This window comes from Kosakonia quasisacchari (assembly GCF_004331415.1).
Lineage (GTDB): Bacteria > Pseudomonadota > Gammaproteobacteria > Enterobacterales > Enterobacteriaceae > Kosakonia > Kosakonia quasisacchari.
This window is the reverse complement of the sequence record NZ_SJOP01000008.1, coordinates 62,810-78,419: the sequence shown is the minus strand read 5'-3', so window position 1 is coordinate 78,419 and position 15,610 is coordinate 62,810. Positions and strand designations below refer to the sequence as shown.

Genomic DNA, 15,610 nt, shown 5'->3' with positions numbered 1-15,610 from the left:
CGATAATGCCATAATTAGCAGAGAGAAAATTTTCGAAAGTTCCGTTTTCGCTCAAAGCAGACCTTATGACCTCGACTTCTGGCAGATCCGAGCCAAGAGCGAACATTGAAATCATAAATCGGCCTAAATCTTAGGGGGAGCCCCCCCCTTATTATGTAACCAGTTTACTGAAGGTGTTGTTTTAACCAAATACGAGTACCTTCAATGTCATATGCTTTTTGCCCAAATCCCTTAGCAAGCAGGGATTCAGGTAAATACTCGTCATATTTATCCAAGTACTTTTCTGGAACATCTGCCGCAAGATCAAATGTAGATGGTAAGCCTGACAACAGCATTTTTTTAAGCGCCTGTTGAACAGTTGCTACACTTGCATCATCAATCTCGATAACACCTGCCAAAGAATTAGCTTTAAAGCCACAACGTATGAGCAAGGCTGTAATCGTATTCACAACTTTATCCCCCATCCAGGGAATTACGTAACAGTGTTGCCCACTCGTAATAAAATATTCATTTTGCAGGTTATAACGCTGAAAGTTACTACAGCCTTCCGCAAATAGGTTTCTGGCGGCAGTATCGGCATAATCTACTTTCTTGCTACCTATTGCTATGCGGTAATCACCTTCCCTATAGATAGCGAGCATTTCCTGACGAACGGCATCATGAACAGACATTCCTCCCCCACTAAATTGTGGTGGCTGACCGCCCTTGGTCGCCTCTACATAGATAACTTTTTTCTCTGTCTCGATCTCTGTTACTTTCCAGCGCCGCCCACCGAAGATGATGTGTTGGTCTGGAAGCAGTGGGGAGTCCACAGGCACTGTTCCAAGGGTTCTGTTTCCGGTGACAATGCGGAACTCTTCTGGTGTATTGAACACGGCATAAAAAGTGTAATGGTTAGTCAGTTTCTCCCCTTCTACCCCAACAACCATTTCGCCGCTAGCAAGTTGAGTGAGCAGGCCACATGTTCCCATATGTTTAAGCAGACTTTTGAAATCGTTCAAATCTACATTTCTAAACGGCCCTGTCTGGCATAGTTGTGACCAGAGCTGATCGGCACGAACTCCGCCCCATTGTGCGGTAATAGCAAGAATCTGGTGTAGGAGCGTGGAGTAATGCATCTGTTGAGCATCAGCTGGTTCAAACCATTGTTTAGAGATCATCAATCTGATCATTGCCATCGACTGGATCAGCTGCAGCCGTAGGTGGTCAACGATGCTGCTAGTTACAGTAAGCTCATTTTCTGTAATTAGCATTCTCATAACTGATGGGGAGTCGCGTCGCCCAGAACGTCCCATACGCTGACGCAGACTGGAAACAGAATGCGGAGGCGAAACTTGTATAACCGACTTAACCTTACCGATATCAATGCCCAACTCGAGCGTCATTGTACAAACAGCTGTTGTGGGCAAATTTCCTTTCTGAAGACGAGATTCAAGCGCCTCACGTAATTCCTTGGCAAGGGAACCATGGTGGGGAAAGAATTCATTCGGTACAATTTGTTCCTCACACATGTCGCTCAACGTTGCCGCAATGCTTTCAGTGCGCTTTCGGCTGTTTGCAAAGACCAAATGAGAATCGCCACGACAAAGTCTAAAAATGTCAGCGCAAACGTCATGCTCAGCTGAACTCTGAAGTTCTTCCTCTTTTTGGATCACGCGCTCCAGGTACCCTTTGACCTGTACCTGAAGAGTGGCCGTGCTATTACTATCTGTAACAGTTACGCAGGGGAGTCGTTTGTCCGGGCGCAACAGTTCAGGCACTTTCTCCAGTTCCCCCAGCGTGGCACTCAACGCAACGCGGGGAATTGGATTTCCCTGGCGTCCTAGCACATGCTCAATTCTATTGAGCAGAGAAAGCAGCTGTACACCACGCTCTGAGCCTATAAAAGCATGAAACTCATCAATAACGATGTATGCGACTGAAGAAAACGCCTGTTTGAGCCAGCCCATTGAGTTTATGAGCAAAGACTCAAGTGACTCAGGTGTAATCAGTAAAATGCCAGCAGGGTTCGTCCGAGCCTTCTTCTTTTTGCTTTGTGATACATCCCCGTGCCAGGGAGTCACTGGCATTTCCAATGCATCTCCAAGGCTCTCAAGACGACGGTGCTGATCGTTAATCAATGCCTTCAACGGGCTGATATAAATTATGCCAAATCCATTAGTGAGATCTGCAACTGCCGAACAGGCAGGAAGAAAGAAAGCCTCTGTTTTACCCGCTGCTGTACCTGCACTGATTAGCACGTCTCGATCACGGGCTAAAATTGCCGGGATAGAACTCTCCTGCAAAGGCCTTAATGAAGACCACCCCTGCTTGTAAACCCACTTACGGACGCGGGGATCGAGACTATCGTAGGCACTGCTCATAGTTTGAAGTTCGCCAGGCCGTCGTCGTCATCGCTTTCCTCCGCAATGGCGTCATCCATATCGCTGGGCCTGTCCTCTTCAATCGCCACACCCTCGATTAGTGTTTGCCAGTTCATCGTTCTGTTTTGTTCCAGCACGGCCAGCATATCCAGGAAACCTTTTATGGTATTACGGGGGGTACGGAAGTAAGCGTCTCCAATGGTTTTACTACAGTGATGCAGAAATCCAGTCAGTGCCTCATCTGGTACCAGATAATTCTCTGGATCTCCGCCTGCATAAACATGGCGAAGATTTCTCAGCAAAATATACAGTTCCTCAGGGGTCAGGCTGGCAAGATGCAAAGTGGGGGATGAGTAGTCAATCACTCCTGCTTTTTGCGCGAACCGGTTTTCCGCCAGACGCGACTGGAGCGCCTCATAGCTGTAAAGACCTTTACGCGGATCGAAAAGAAACTCTGGCGTACCCCCGAGGATAAAACCAATGTTCTCGGCTGAGCCTTGCAGGCAGTCATTCAGAATCCGCAAAATCTGTTCGTAGTTCGCCGTTCTTGCTTGCGTATTATTCAGCTTAAAGAGGTTCACCATTTCGTCGAGGCTGACCAAAAGACCGGCATAGCCTGCCTGGCGGACAAAAAGGCTCATCAACTTTAAAGAATCATAGAATGAAGCGTCTGAGATAATAGTCCGAACGTCTAGATCGTTACGGGCATCAGTTTTGGTGGTGTACTCTCCCCGCAACCAGCGAATGGCATTGGATTTTAGCGTTTCATTATCCTGTTCGTGCCCCCGCCAGAATGCATCAATGACCTTCGCAAAGTCATATCCGCCCACCATATCTGACAGGGCAGCCAGGCGCTTATGAATAACTAATGAAACCTCGGAGCCGTCCGTGTCAGCTTCCTTTCTTGCCTCCGTAACGAACCTTTCAACAACGCTAAGTAACGCATTACCATCAGGCTTGTTTCTGGTGGACATGTTTTTCATAAGCTCTGAGTAGAGATTACGAGCCTGACCTCCAGATGAGTGAATACGTCTGTCAGGAGAAAGGTCAGCACTGACTGACACCAGCTTTTTCTCTAGAGCAATAGAGCGCACAACACTCAGAAAGAACGTTTTACCAGAACCATACTCACCGATGATAAGTCTGAAGCTTGCACCACCGTCAGCAATCCTCTCAATATCCTGATGGAGAGCAGTGATTTCATTCACGCGGCCAACCTGGATATGCTGAATGCCTATCCTTGGCGTTACACCTGACTTAAGTGACTGAATAATAGCATCGCGTTCTTTCACTCTTATACGTGTTACAGACATTCACTATCCCTCTAATTCTTTGGCAATTTCCAGGTCAACCCAGATATCATCATCGGCATCGTCCAGCACCGGAGCATCAACCACCGCATAGGACCAGTCATTGATCACCTCAAGCGCACCGCCGAGCATCAAATTCAAATTTCCGCACAATTCTGTCGCCTCTTTCCGGGACCACTGTTCTTTCTCCAGCAAACTGCGATAAAGCTGGCTATGTGCGGAGTCAAGGCCCCCCGCCTCCGTTAATGAGACTGGAGCGCTTTCTGGCTCTTCCGGTTCTTCTTCGGTGAAAATTGTGTTCAGCAATTTACGAACATCATCCGTGGCAGATTCGTGGCGGGCAAGTACATTAGCATCCAGTGTGAACCCTGATGCTGGCTGATCAGTTGGTACAGACGAGACGAGATCATGTTCAGTTGCGGAATGCTGATGGATATTGCTCGAGACAGATGAGGGATCCAGCCCCAAACTTGAATAAATCTTCTCAAGCTGTTTGATTTCGGAAGGCGCTATTGTCCCATCCGAACAGGCAACACTAACGATAACTTTACCCACAGCAGCTTTTTCCGCGGCCCCCATCAACTCAATCCTGCTTTTCATTCCTGTCATATTGGCTGGGGTATGAAGTTGCCACGTTAAATACGCATGTAGAGAGCGTTTTTCATCATCGGTGAAGCCAGTATTGTTGTTGATGGCATTCTCAAGCACTTTCTGTTCAGCTTGATCAAGAGAATCGTCAATCAAGGCGACCATCGCCCCTAATCTGAGCGTCATTACTGCTGAGATAAATTCAGGAGAAGGTGAGAAGCGTCCACCTTCGGCGGCAGGGAATAGAACAAGTGTCCCATCAACATCCGCCTTCACATGGTGATAATACGGGTCAGGTGCCAGACCGTAACCCATCTTCAGAGCAAAGGCCTGCATCAAATCGGCCTCTTTTTTATTGATCTTATTGGGGCAACTGGCATTCATATGTGCCCAAAAGTCAGCAACTGAGACTAACCCCTCCTTGACGAGGATCGCCTCATCAGCCCAGCGTTTGAATGAGCTTAATATTTTTTCTGCGCTTTCATTAACAATCTCTGAAGGGAGCAACATAATTGCAGCCGTATCATTGACTGACGTACCTTTCCTACCAAGGTAGCGACTATAAGCATCAAGTTCATCCGTACATATGTCGGCAAGAGCCATAATTTTCTGGACAGGGCTCTTCAACGCACTTGGATCAGGCAGGTCGGGAACAGGAAGTCGAACACCTCGCAAACTAGGACTTGCTGGTGTGTAATCTAACCTTAGGCGCGTTTTATTCGCCTTAACGACCATCCCTTCACCATATTTGAGGGTGTAACGCCGTTTGAAAAGCGCAGCAAACTCTTTAGCACAGCGGCGAGCCGGGGTACGCAGCGAATACTCGGTGTGGTTTATTACCCAGTTCAACGCCAGTTCAGCTGATACAGGAACTCCTTCATGTACAGTTTTTGCCAGAGCCAGCTTAAATTGCATGCTGTTGCTGAAACCTGAATTGCTATCGAGCTCAGTGGCTAAGCCCATGTTCGGGCGCAGAATAGACATGGCTTCGAGTAATTGGGCCGAATATCCACGGAATGAGCGGTTCTCAATGAATACCGATCTTAACCGAGCGACTTCATTGAACAGATTACGGAACTCAGCATCAGGGAATTTTGGGTCAGTGGAATCTACGAGCGCTTTTCTTTCCAGGCCGTAAAGGTAGATAAAAACATAGCCGATAGGACACGATGGATCAGACCTATCGCTGGCGAGCCAACTGACATATGCACCGCGTGCTTCTGGGGAAAGAGAGGAAAAACTGGGCCAGTATCCTAATGAACTGTCCTCGTAAAGATAAGAAGTAGGTTTTATCTTACATGTGTCATCAATTAATGATGCCTCACTTCCATCGTCATAATAGCCGCCTGATTCCTGACCGGATGGCTTCATACGTTGCCCCACGTAAATGTGGCCACCGCTAATTGCTACACCAGCTACAGTTATCATCTCACCCGGAAGTACCCATCGAGCTAGTGCACCTGCTGACTTTGAGGTGTTCCGGTAATGATTGGTTGTCACCCGAAGTTCAACACCCCGGCCACCGCTCAATGTAAAAGTTGCAAGGTTATCGTCTTCACTATCATCGTTTCGCACAACCGCCTCTTTTTTCTTGATGTCAGCGAGCCATTCTTTTGGCGGTGCTTTCACGGGGCTTGAAGCATAAGACTTTGGAGATTTACGTTTTTTCTTTCTAAAAAACAACAAGTAAATTACTAAAATCGCCGCCAGAAACTTCAATAACTCCATGATATATAACCTTAAAATCATTCCTCACGCACACTCACAAGCAGCAATGAAGGTTGGGCAAGTGGATTAATCTCAAAATAATACGTCTAAATCGCAAGGGTTCAAACCAAAATGCAATCAAAATTAATTCATTGATTAAGCATGCTTTTCAAGCAGAAATTTTGAAGGCATGCGAATGCTTGTGGGTCATTCGCATCAGAATGAAGTTGAATTGGTTCTGCATAAACATACGTGTAGCTGTTACATGGATGCAGAACTGGCGGCAATTATCCTTATCTATTTGCTGTCAGAACTGACTCTGCTAACGGGAAATGAGCTCACCGATGGCGAACCGTGCAGAATGCATTTCATACTCTAGTGACACGAACAAACCACACAGCAAGTTTCTGTATAAAATTCCTTCGCTGGTGACGTTCAACTTCTTGAGCACGGATTTCCTCCTGTACCTTTTGTCTCTGATTGGTTAGCAGCGTCGGATCTCTCTGCAAAAATTCTCGGTAGGCTGATTCGGCAATGAGGGCATCGGGCTAGTTTCTCTTCTCTCTTCTCTCTTCTCTCTTCGCTACATTGGGGGCAATCCCAACAGCAATGCCCCTTTTAGCCTCTTCACGTTTACTACGAGCTTCAGCCAAAGTCACGTCGGGATAAACCCCAAGAGCAAGCAACTTCTCCTTGCCAGCAACACGGTACTTAAGCCGCCAATAATCAAAAGGTAAAGTCCCCCACCATCAGAGAGTTTGTAAGGTTCATCTTTTGGCTTTGCGGTATCAACCTGACGGGCGTTAAGTTTCACTGGGGGTATATCCATAAGACCGAACAGCACATACCCAAAATGTACCCCCATATGCATGTAGATTTTGGGGGGTGTCAGTAGACGTCAGAATACAAGCGAGAGCTGGAAGATGCTGATTATAAGGGTTTTCAGTGAACTGGAGTAGACTTTGAGAGATGCTTGATTGGTGCGATAATAGGAGTAGAACCTACGACCTTCGCCTTACGAAAGTAAGCCAACTCCAAAATGAGTACAAGAATGAGTATTCTGAAGATTAATTTTTATATAAAACTTAAATATCAATAAAATATAATTAAAATCACGGTTCAACGTCTAAATAAAATGTGTTGTCTCATGAGGTTTAATCGAATCTCATGAAAGCCACAAAAATCTATAAAATCCACGCGCTTGCGTGGATTTTTGTTTTCATGACATCTCATACAATCTCACGACAGCGCAGCTAAAATCCCCTGCTGCCTGAAAAAGCCGAACCCCGACATTTTGAACTACGCGGCTGACTCGCCAGTAGATAATCCCCACCGACGAGCGTTTTTTCAGCGCAACATGAGGTATGTTTTTAACGCCCTGTTACTGATTCACCCACACCAGTTGATCAACCCGGAAACCGAGACCTCGCGCCGTATTCAGGTAATCTTGTTTCACCGCCTCGGGCAGCGTTGGCGTGCGTGACAGGATCCACAAATAATCGCGGTTCGGGCCACTCACCAGCGCGTACTGGTAATCATCGTCAAGCTTAATGACGTTATAGCCGCCGTAAAATGGGCCAAAGAAAGAGACTTTCAGCGCAGCTGTCGTGGGTTCGCCGGTGAAATAGGCTTTGCCTTCGCTCTGGCTCCACTTGTTTTTCAGCGGATCATAGCCGCGATTAAGTACGCTGATGCCCCCGTCGCTGCGCTTGCCGTAGGTGGCCGTCACCTGTTCCAGCCCGCGTTCGAAGCGATTCTCCAGGCGGGCGATTTCATACCATTTGCCAAGATAACGGCTGGCGTCAAAGCCAGTGATCGGCTGAATCCCTTTTGGCGGCGTGGGGGATTTGCAGGCAACCAGTGTCAACGCGATAGCAACACCGGTCACCACAGGCCATAGCTTCATGAGAACGCCTTTCATCGTCGCGGTTGGGAGTAAAGTGTAGTGCAAACGCTCCGCTCTTCATTCAACCCATTACTATTCGTAGTATATTGAGAGCATTCTCTATTATCAGGTTTCCCTCATGTCTTACTCCATCGGCGAATTTGCTCAACTTTGCGGGATAACCCCGACAACGCTGCGTGCGTGGCAGCGTCGTTACGGCCTGCTTAAGCCGATGCGCACCGGGGGCGGTCACCGGCTGTATAGCGATGATGATGTCCAGCAGGCACTGAAAATCCTCGACTGGGTAAAAAAAGGGGTTCCGGTAAGCCAGGTGAAACCCCTGCTGGCGCGTCCGGAAACGCACAGGACAAACAACTGGCTCACCCTGCAGGAGAGCATGTTGCAGCGGCTGAAAGAGGGAAAAATCGAATCCCTGCGTCAGCTGATTTACGATTCAGGCCGCGAATACCCGCGGCCGGAGCTGGTCACTGAAGTATTGCGTCCGCTGCGCAGCAAAGTGTCAGCCAATATCCCGGCGATGATGACCCTGCGCGAAATTCTGGACGGCATCATCCTCTCCTACACCTCATTTTGCCTCGAAGGGGACAGAAAGGCGCCGGGCGATAACTATCTCATTACCGGATGGCACCTTACCGACCCGTGTGAAATCTGGCTCGAAGCGCTTAAACGTACCGGCCAAGGTCACCGTATCGACGTGCTTCCTGTGCCGCCCGCCACGCTGGCCCCGGAGATTTTCCCGCAGCGAAAGTGGCTGCTGGTCACCACGGGCACACTCTCCGCCGCACGTAAAAAGCAGATCGCGCTCTGGCAGTCCTCTGTCGTTTCCCTCGAGGTTATCTCACTCTAAATCCGATCCTCCCCGCTGGCACCGCTTCGCGACACAACCGTGAAACGTTGCGGATCTGCCACAGTCATAAAAAACGCATAATAACGCCAGTAACAATGCTTTGAATTTATTGCCAAATAAAAAATATCGCCAGCAAAACTTGGACAAATAAATTTAATTGTGTAAGTTTGAAGTATGCCGTTACACCATGCTATTTAACGCCTCCGAAAAGATGCATGAGTTCGCTTCCGCAGGGGGTAAGGCATTACCTGGCGTTACAGCAGGCCGGTGAACAGCATCGGCAGCAGTTACAGGATGTTTTTGCAGGGCTGTACGTAATACAACCGGGATGACGAAATCCGCCACGACCATTTGCAGAGCGACATTTTTCTTCATCCATCACGCGCAGTAATAAGAGGATAACCTCATGAACACTCAACCCATCATTGGCATCAGCGGATGTTTAACCGGCTCGGCGGTACGCTTTGACGGCGGGCACAAACGCGTGGGTTTTGTGATGGACGAACTGGCACAGTGGGTGACGTTCAAACCGGTGTGCCCTGAAATGTCTATCGGCCTGCCCGTGCCTCGCCCGGCACTGCGTCTGGTTCAGAGCAGTGATTCAGCGCTCAGCATGCGCTTCAGCCATGCGCCGCATGAAGATGTGACACAGAAAATGGTCGATTTTACTCAGGCCTATCTTCCGCAAGTGAGCGCGTTATCCGGTTTTATCGTCTGTGCCAAATCACCGAGCTGCGGCATGGAGCGCGTGCGGCTGTATGATGAAAAAGGCAATCGCGGGCGTAAAGAGGGTGTGGGTCTTTTTACCGGCGCATTGCTGGAACACTTCCCGTGGTTGCCGGTTGAAGAAGACGGTCGCCTGCACGATCCGCTTTTGCGGGAAAACTTTGTCGAGCGCGTTTTCGCTCTGCATGAGCTCAACACACTCAAGGCTAACGGTCTGACCCGCCGCGCACTGCTGGACTACCACAGCCGCTACAAGCTCCAGTTGCTGGCACACGACCAGGCCGGTTACCGGGAGATTGGCCCCTTCGTCGCCTCACTGCACGAGTGGGAAGACCCGGACGCCTTCTTTGTGGCATACCGCGAAAAACTGATGACCATCCTGAAAAAAACCGCGTCGCGGAAAAATCATACCAACGTGCTGATGCACATTCAGGGCTACTTCCGTGAGCATTTGAATAGCCGCCAGCGGGGCGAGCTGCGCGATGTGATCCTCCATTATCGCAACGGGTTGTTGCCGATCCTCGCGCCAATAACGCTACTGAAGCATTATCTGGCCGAGTACCCGGATCGTTACCTGGCAAAACAAAATTACTTTTCCCCCTACCCGGACGTGCTTGGGCTACGTCTGACCGTCAACTGAATACCATGAAAAGAAAGCTCGAATGACCCTGATACGGGCTCCTCACGTTCCACATTTAGACGACATCTCTTGTCGTCTTTTTTTTCGCGGCGCGTCACGCAACGGCCAGCGGTTGCCGCATGCCATGATGGATATTTCGCCTTAGCACGTCGAGGTAAATCAATCCCAGCAGGTCAATGCGCTGAGCAGACTAAGGTCGCATGATCCCACCACGGGTTAGGATTAACGTGGCTTGCCAGCACGGTGAATTGTGCCTGCTGCAGCTCCTCCACTAAGGCCGGGAGTGGTTTTAACGTGCGCCAGGGTTGACCCTCTCTGAGCAAATAATGGTGTTCGGTATCGTAATTCTCCCTGTCTTCTTGAAAGCGCGGCATCCCGCACATCGAGCTGACAACGAAATACCCTGCGGGTTTGAGCAATCGTCGCACTTCAGCAAAACAGCGTGGCCTGGCATCCCCGATCAGGCAGTGCAAACAGCTGCCATCAATAATCAGATCAAACATGGCCTCTTTGCACTGAGGAAGGTGGCAGACATCTCCGACCCAAAAGCGCGCGCACAACCCTGATTGTTTGAAACGGTCCTCAGCCCAGTGAATCGCCGTCTGCGCGAAATCCACGCCCCAGACATCGTCACCTCGTTGCGCAAAATATTGCGCGGCCATCGCGCCATTGCCACAACCCAACTCAAGCACTGTTGCGCCAGGTTGCGGGAGGTACTGGTGCTCCTCAAGCCATGAAAAAATCTGCTGCTGTTGTTCTTTCGCCCGAAGATAACCGCCCCCAGCCCAGGCGGCTTCTCCATTTGCTATCAGTTCCCGATACTGTTTTTCGTAGATGTTCATCATCAACCGCTACCTTGCTCAAGCCTGTCGTCAGTCATATTGTCAATGGGGCAAAATGCGATGAGCCACGAAAAACGACATAATCCTCATCGTGCTCGCTGCACCAGTTGCCGCAATTATCTATACTCCACGTCACCTGCCCTTATCCAGTAAGGTTTCCTGTGTTAGCTACTGTTCTCGTTGCGATTGTCGCTGCCATTCATCTGTACATTCTGGTGCTCGAAATGTTTTTGTGGGACACCAAAACAGGCCGCAAAGCCTTTAATCTTAGCGCGGAGTTTGCGCGCGACACCCGCGTGCTGGCTGCGAACCAGGGGCTGTATAACGGCTTTCTGGCGGCGGGGCTATGTTGGGGATTATGGCTGGGTGCAAGCGGCGTGCCTGTCACCCTCTTTTTCCTGATCTGCGTGCTGATTGCCGGGATTTTCGGTGCTGTCACAGCCAGCCGAAAAATACTCTATGTACAAGCACTTCCGGCACTGCTTGCATTAATTGCCCTGCTGGTGCCGTAAATGTTGTTCCTGCTTGCAAGCGCCAGGCCTGTTACAAACGGCCTGGCAGCCAAAACGGTTATTCACGTTTGCAGGCTACGGCGTTTTTCGTTCGGCAAAGTAGTGTGCTGGCGTGCTGCCCATCGTTTTTCTGAACATGGTGATAAAGGCATTAACGGATTCATAACCGAGTTTTGTCGCCACGTTTTGCACTGATTCGCCGCTGGCTAACGCCTGCAGCGCAATAATCAAATGGAGTTGTTGACGCCATCGCCCAAACGTCAGCCCCGTCTCACGCAACATCAAGCGCGCCAATGAGCGCTCGCTCAGCGCGAGGCGTTTCGCCCACTCTTTAAAGGTGCTGCGATCTTCCGGATGGCTCACCAGCGTATCGGCCATGGCGCGTATTTTGGCATGCGCAGACACCGGTAAATTGAAGTTCTGCTGCGGCATGGTGGCCAATTCATCAAGCGTGACCCGGGTTAGCCTCGCTGCGTGGCTATCTGGCGGATAATCGACACGTTCACGGGTTAAACGATCAACTAATTCTTTAATCAACTGGGAAATGGCCAGCGTACAGCAATGATTTGGCAGTGCTGCGGCTCCAGGTTCAATAAAAAGATAATTCAGATGTGCGTTCCAGGTGGCGCTGGCGCTGTGAGGAACCCCGCCGGGGATCCATACTGCGCAGTGCGGCGGCACTATCCAGATCTCATTTTCCGCACGACAGATAACCGCGCCATACAGCGCAATGATTAATTGCCCTTTGCGATGCGTATGTATTGGCACTTCGGCTTCGTAATCAACGAAGTCAAGACGGCGCGCGACGGCCGGGCTGTGCGTATCATCGGGGTCAAACACGGTCGTGGCGTAATTAGGCTTCATACGATTGGCAACATTTAGGTATTTTTTGACAGAATAAAGTATTTAATGGCATGCGCAAGCCGGTAATACTTCCCGGCATGAACAAAATAGCCTTCTCTCACTGCCGCTTTTTGCGGGCAATTTCTGTTGCGCTTCATCGTACGGGTGGCGCGCTGGCCTCATTCACCTTACGGGACGATGCCAGTGCCCTACTCTATTCTGCCAAGAGTTTTGCTGCGGCAATGCTCGCTTATTACATCGCCTTATCGATAGGCCTTGAAAAACCCTCCTGGGCGATCATTACCGTTTACATTGTGTCGCAAACCTCGGTTGGCGCGTCACTGAGCAGGAGCGTCTACCGATTAGCCGGTACCATCATTGGTGCCGGCGCGACGGTGTTGATTGTGCCGACTTTTGTGAACATGCCGATTTTTTGTAGCGTGGTACTCACCGGCTGGATCACCTTTTGCCTGTATTTATCGCTGCTTGAACGCACACCCCGCGCCTACGCCTTTGTGCTGGCCGGTTACACGGCGAGTCTGATTGGTTTTCCGGCGGTATTTCACCCCGGTGAGATTTTCGATACCGCCATTGTTCGTGTGCAAGAGATCGGGATTGGCATCTTCTGCGCGGCACTGATTCACCGTTATGTGTTGCCAAAACGAATCTCCGGCCTGTTCAACAGCAAAATCGCGCAAACACTGAATTCTGCACGTCAGATGCTGGCAGACACGTTGGCGGGAAGTGCCAACGAAGCGGCCGCTAATCTGCGATTGGCGCTGGCGTTACAGTTCCTGCAAGGCCTGAGCCACCATATTCCCTACGACTTTGCCTTCTCGGCACCTGTTCGCCATGCGCGAAAAGCGCTGCATGACAAGCTGGCGCGTTTGTTAATCGTTAGCGGTGAATTACACGATCGCCTGTTGATGATCACTGCGCTGCCCGACGACATACGGACGCTGCAGGAAGAAATGCAGAACTGGCTCACCGGGGAAGATACAGCGAAACGGAAAATAACCGGGCAAGCGCTGGCAGAACGCAGTGCAGCGCTAAGCAAGCAGCTCGCCGCCGCAGAGACGCTGACCTTTGAAACCGCGCTCCAGATGAACTTTGTCCGTCACCTTTATGAGGCCATTATCCTGTTGCTGCAATGCGAACGGCTCGCGGACGCACTCGCGCACGCAAAACCGGCGCAAATACAGGCCGAAGATAAACCGGCGAAAGGCTATGTGTTCCACCGCGACAGCCGGTCAGCGGCGCGCACTGCGCTGGGTGCTTTTATCATCATACTGAGTGGTTGCCTGATTTGGATTGACTCAGCCTGGCCCGATGGCGGTACGGCGGTGTCTATTCTCGGGGTCTGCTGCACGCTGTTTGGCAGTTTCGATACCCCGGCGCCACATATTGTTAAATATATGATTGGTTCCGCCTGGGGCGTAATGATAAGCCTGCTCTACAGCTTCGCCCTGCTGCCTGGGGTGACTGAGTTTTCGGTGCTGGTTGCGGTGCTCGCACCGGCATATTTGCTGGCGGGATCGTTGCAGGCTCGACCAGCCACTACGTTCATGGCCATGGGGATCACCCTGACACTGCCTATTTTGTGCGAGTTGGGGGCCCACTACAGCGGAGATTTCGCCGTGGCCGTCAATACCGCCATCGCGCTCTTTGCCGCAACCGGCTTTGCGATGGTCAGTATGAGCTTGCTACAAACTGTGCAGGCTGACGCCGCCATTGAACGCTTGCTACGCGTCTGCCGACGTGACGTTCGACGCAGCGTGAAAGGTGTATTCAAACCCGATGAAACTTACTGGACCAATCTGATGATCGACCGGACCGCGTTGTTACTGCCGCGCTTGCAGCGGAGCGGGCACTCCGCAGAGCAAACGCTTAACCAGATGTTGCACTCGTTGCGCATTGGCCTTTCCGTGATGCACTTGCGCCGTTTTCAGGCGCAGAAAGATCGCAAAAAAGCCCATGAAATTGGCGAGATCCTTTCTCTGCTTGCCCGCGATATACCAACCAGTGCGTTACGTCAGCGGATTCAGGCCATGATTGGTCTCTCATCCCTGCAGCCCCATGAACAGTCGCGCCAGCTCGTTGACGGTCTGGTTGATCTGCACTGCGCATTAAGCGAACAGCACGCGGGGTGCGTCGATGATTAATGACATTAATCTCGGTGGCGTTTACATCCCCGGACTGCTGGTTATCGCCCTTGCGGCCCTGTTCTGCACGCTGTTATGGCTACCTCTTTTCACTTTCAGCAGGCGCTATCGTCGTTTGCCCTTGCGTCCGCTGATGAGTTTTTCCACTTACATTGTTACTTTTTTCCTGCTCATGCAGGGGCTGAACGCGCTGGGGTTAGTCGTATGAAATCCTTTTTTTCTCTTTTGAGCCGTTATGCACTGACGTTAAGCGCCGTGCTGGTGGCAACCCTCCTCGCTTACATGATGTGGAAACATTACGCGCAGCGTCCCTGGACCCGTGATGGCCGGGTGCGTGCTGATGTGGTGCAAATAGCGCCGGATGTTTCCGGGCCGGTGGCAAATGTCGCCGTTCGTGATAACCAGTGGGTTAATCGTGGCGATGTGCTCTATTCGATTGATCCGCACTGGCTGAAGCTGGCGGTGGCCAGCGCGCAGGCGGATGTCGAGGCGAAACGTCATGAGATGTTAATGCGCCAGGATGCGGCGACAAGGCGTTCACAGATCAAAGGCGTGATCTCCAGCGAAGACTTACAACAAACCGGCAGTGCGGCCAGCATCGCGGCGGCAAACTATCACGGCGCGCTGGCGGCGCTGGAACTGGCACAGCTTAATTTAGCGCATGCCACGGTGCGCGCGCCGGTAGCGGGCTATGTCACGCATCTCAGGCTGCGCCCAGGCGACTACGCCACCGCCGGCGAAACTAAAGTGGCCATCATTGATGCGAACAGTTTCTGGGTGGTGGGCTATTTTGAGGAGACAAAACTGCGGCATATTCATGTCGGAAATCGCGCGCACATCGCGCTGATGGGATTTGAGCCCGTCATCACCGGTCACGTTGAGAGCATCGGGCACGGCATCGGCGACAGCAACGACGAAACGGGCGGTCTTGGCCTGCCAGACGTCAACCCCACCTTTAACTGGGTGCGACTTGCGCAGCGCGTTCCGGTCCGTATTCATATCGACAAGCTGCCCGCGGGCGTGGAGTTAGTGGCGGGTTTATCCGCCAGCGTGTCGGTGGAACCTTCCGGGCGGAAAACGTCCCGGTCATTACTCACACGAATAACCGGCGAATAACCAAAGCGTCGAAGGGAGTCTTACTATTTTGTCCGCTGGCAGATCAGC

General features: G+C 50.9%; 13 protein-coding genes and 1 pseudogene. 6 read left to right on the top strand and 8 right to left on the bottom strand.

Features of this window, described 5'->3' with window-relative positions; translation table 11 throughout:
- Positions 1–164: 164 nt before the first annotated feature.
- The 5 genes and pseudogenes from E0L21_RS10465 to E0L21_RS10445 form a co-directional block, all read right to left on the bottom strand.
- Positions 165–2,363, bottom strand: a complete 2,199-nt coding sequence (locus tag E0L21_RS10465) for a DEAD/DEAH box helicase (RefSeq protein ID WP_131409205.1) — start codon at positions 2,361–2,363, stop codon at positions 165–167.
- On the bottom strand, positions 2,360–3,676 hold the full coding sequence (locus tag E0L21_RS10460) for an ATP-binding protein (protein WP_131409203.1): 1,317 nt from the start codon (positions 3,674–3,676) through the stop codon (positions 2,360–2,362). Before E0L21_RS10460 ends, E0L21_RS10465 begins: the two co-directional genes overlap by 4 nt.
- A gap of 3 nt (positions 3,677–3,679) precedes the next feature.
- Positions 3,680–5,989 carry a tellurite resistance TerB family protein gene (locus E0L21_RS10455; protein WP_131409201.1) on the bottom strand — a complete coding sequence of 770 codons (2,310 nt, stop codon included), beginning with the start codon at positions 5,987–5,989 and terminating at the stop codon, positions 3,680–3,682.
- Positions 5,990–6,534: 545 nt separating this feature from the next.
- A pseudogene (locus tag E0L21_RS10450) lies at positions 6,535–6,782 on the bottom strand (Arm DNA-binding domain-containing protein); the annotation flags it as partial.
- 567 nt (positions 6,783–7,349) lie between these two features.
- A complete protein-coding gene (locus E0L21_RS10445; RefSeq protein ID WP_131409199.1) occupies positions 7,350–7,874 on the bottom strand; it encodes a lipocalin family protein in 525 nt (174 codons plus the stop codon).
- Between the two features lie 118 nt (positions 7,875–7,992).
- On the opposite strand from E0L21_RS10445, the gene E0L21_RS10440 reads away from it, so the two are divergent.
- The gene (locus E0L21_RS10440) at positions 7,993–8,721 is read left to right on the top strand and encodes a MerR family transcriptional regulator (protein WP_131409197.1); all 729 of its coding nucleotides are present in this window, start codon (positions 7,993–7,995) and stop codon (positions 8,719–8,721) included.
- Positions 8,722–8,901: 180 nt separating this feature from the next.
- Here E0L21_RS10440 and E0L21_RS10435 read toward each other — a convergent pair whose 3' ends face one another.
- Positions 8,902–9,096 carry a hypothetical protein gene (locus E0L21_RS10435; RefSeq protein ID WP_131409195.1) on the bottom strand — a complete coding sequence of 65 codons (195 nt, stop codon included), beginning with the start codon at positions 9,094–9,096 and terminating at the stop codon, positions 8,902–8,904.
- Positions 9,097–9,127: 31 nt separating this feature from the next.
- Here E0L21_RS10435 and E0L21_RS10430 point away from each other — a divergent pair, with 31 nt between their 5' ends.
- The gene (locus E0L21_RS10430; RefSeq protein ID WP_131409193.1) at positions 9,128–10,087 is read left to right on the top strand and encodes a YbgA family protein; all 960 of its coding nucleotides are present in this window, start codon (positions 9,128–9,130) and stop codon (positions 10,085–10,087) included.
- A gap of 173 nt (positions 10,088–10,260) precedes the next feature.
- Here the strand turns inward: E0L21_RS10430 and E0L21_RS10425 are convergent, their stop codons facing one another.
- Positions 10,261–10,929 carry a class I SAM-dependent methyltransferase gene (locus tag E0L21_RS10425; protein WP_131409439.1) on the bottom strand — a complete coding sequence of 223 codons (669 nt, stop codon included), beginning with the start codon at positions 10,927–10,929 and terminating at the stop codon, positions 10,261–10,263.
- Positions 10,930–11,090: 161 nt separating this feature from the next.
- Between E0L21_RS10425 and E0L21_RS10420 the strand changes: the two genes are divergently transcribed.
- Entirely contained in the window at positions 11,091–11,441 is a 351-nt protein-coding gene (locus E0L21_RS10420) for a DUF1304 domain-containing protein (protein WP_131409191.1), read from the top strand.
- A gap of 75 nt (positions 11,442–11,516) precedes the next feature.
- Here E0L21_RS10420 and E0L21_RS10415 read toward each other — a convergent pair whose 3' ends face one another.
- Entirely contained in the window at positions 11,517–12,305 is a 789-nt protein-coding gene (locus E0L21_RS10415; protein WP_131409189.1) for an AraC family transcriptional regulator, read from the bottom strand.
- A gap of 77 nt (positions 12,306–12,382) precedes the next feature.
- Here E0L21_RS10415 and E0L21_RS10410 point away from each other — a divergent pair, with 77 nt between their 5' ends.
- Genes E0L21_RS10410 through E0L21_RS10400 form a run of 3 tightly spaced genes read left to right on the top strand, consistent with a single transcriptional unit; the run spans position 12,383 to position 15,562 of the window.
- A complete protein-coding gene (locus tag E0L21_RS10410) occupies positions 12,383–14,446 on the top strand; it encodes an FUSC family protein (RefSeq protein WP_131409438.1) in 2,064 nt (687 codons plus the stop codon).
- On the top strand, positions 14,439–14,654 hold the full coding sequence (locus E0L21_RS10405) for a DUF1656 domain-containing protein (RefSeq protein WP_131409187.1): 216 nt from the start codon (positions 14,439–14,441) through the stop codon (positions 14,652–14,654). The genes E0L21_RS10410 and E0L21_RS10405 overlap by 8 nt, the downstream gene beginning before the upstream one ends.
- Positions 14,651–15,562: an HlyD family efflux transporter periplasmic adaptor subunit gene (locus E0L21_RS10400; RefSeq protein WP_131409184.1), complete on the top strand. Its 912-nt coding sequence runs from the start codon at positions 14,651–14,653 to the stop codon at positions 15,560–15,562. The genes E0L21_RS10405 and E0L21_RS10400 overlap by 4 nt, the downstream gene beginning before the upstream one ends.
- The last annotated feature ends 48 nt before the right edge of the window (positions 15,563–15,610 follow it).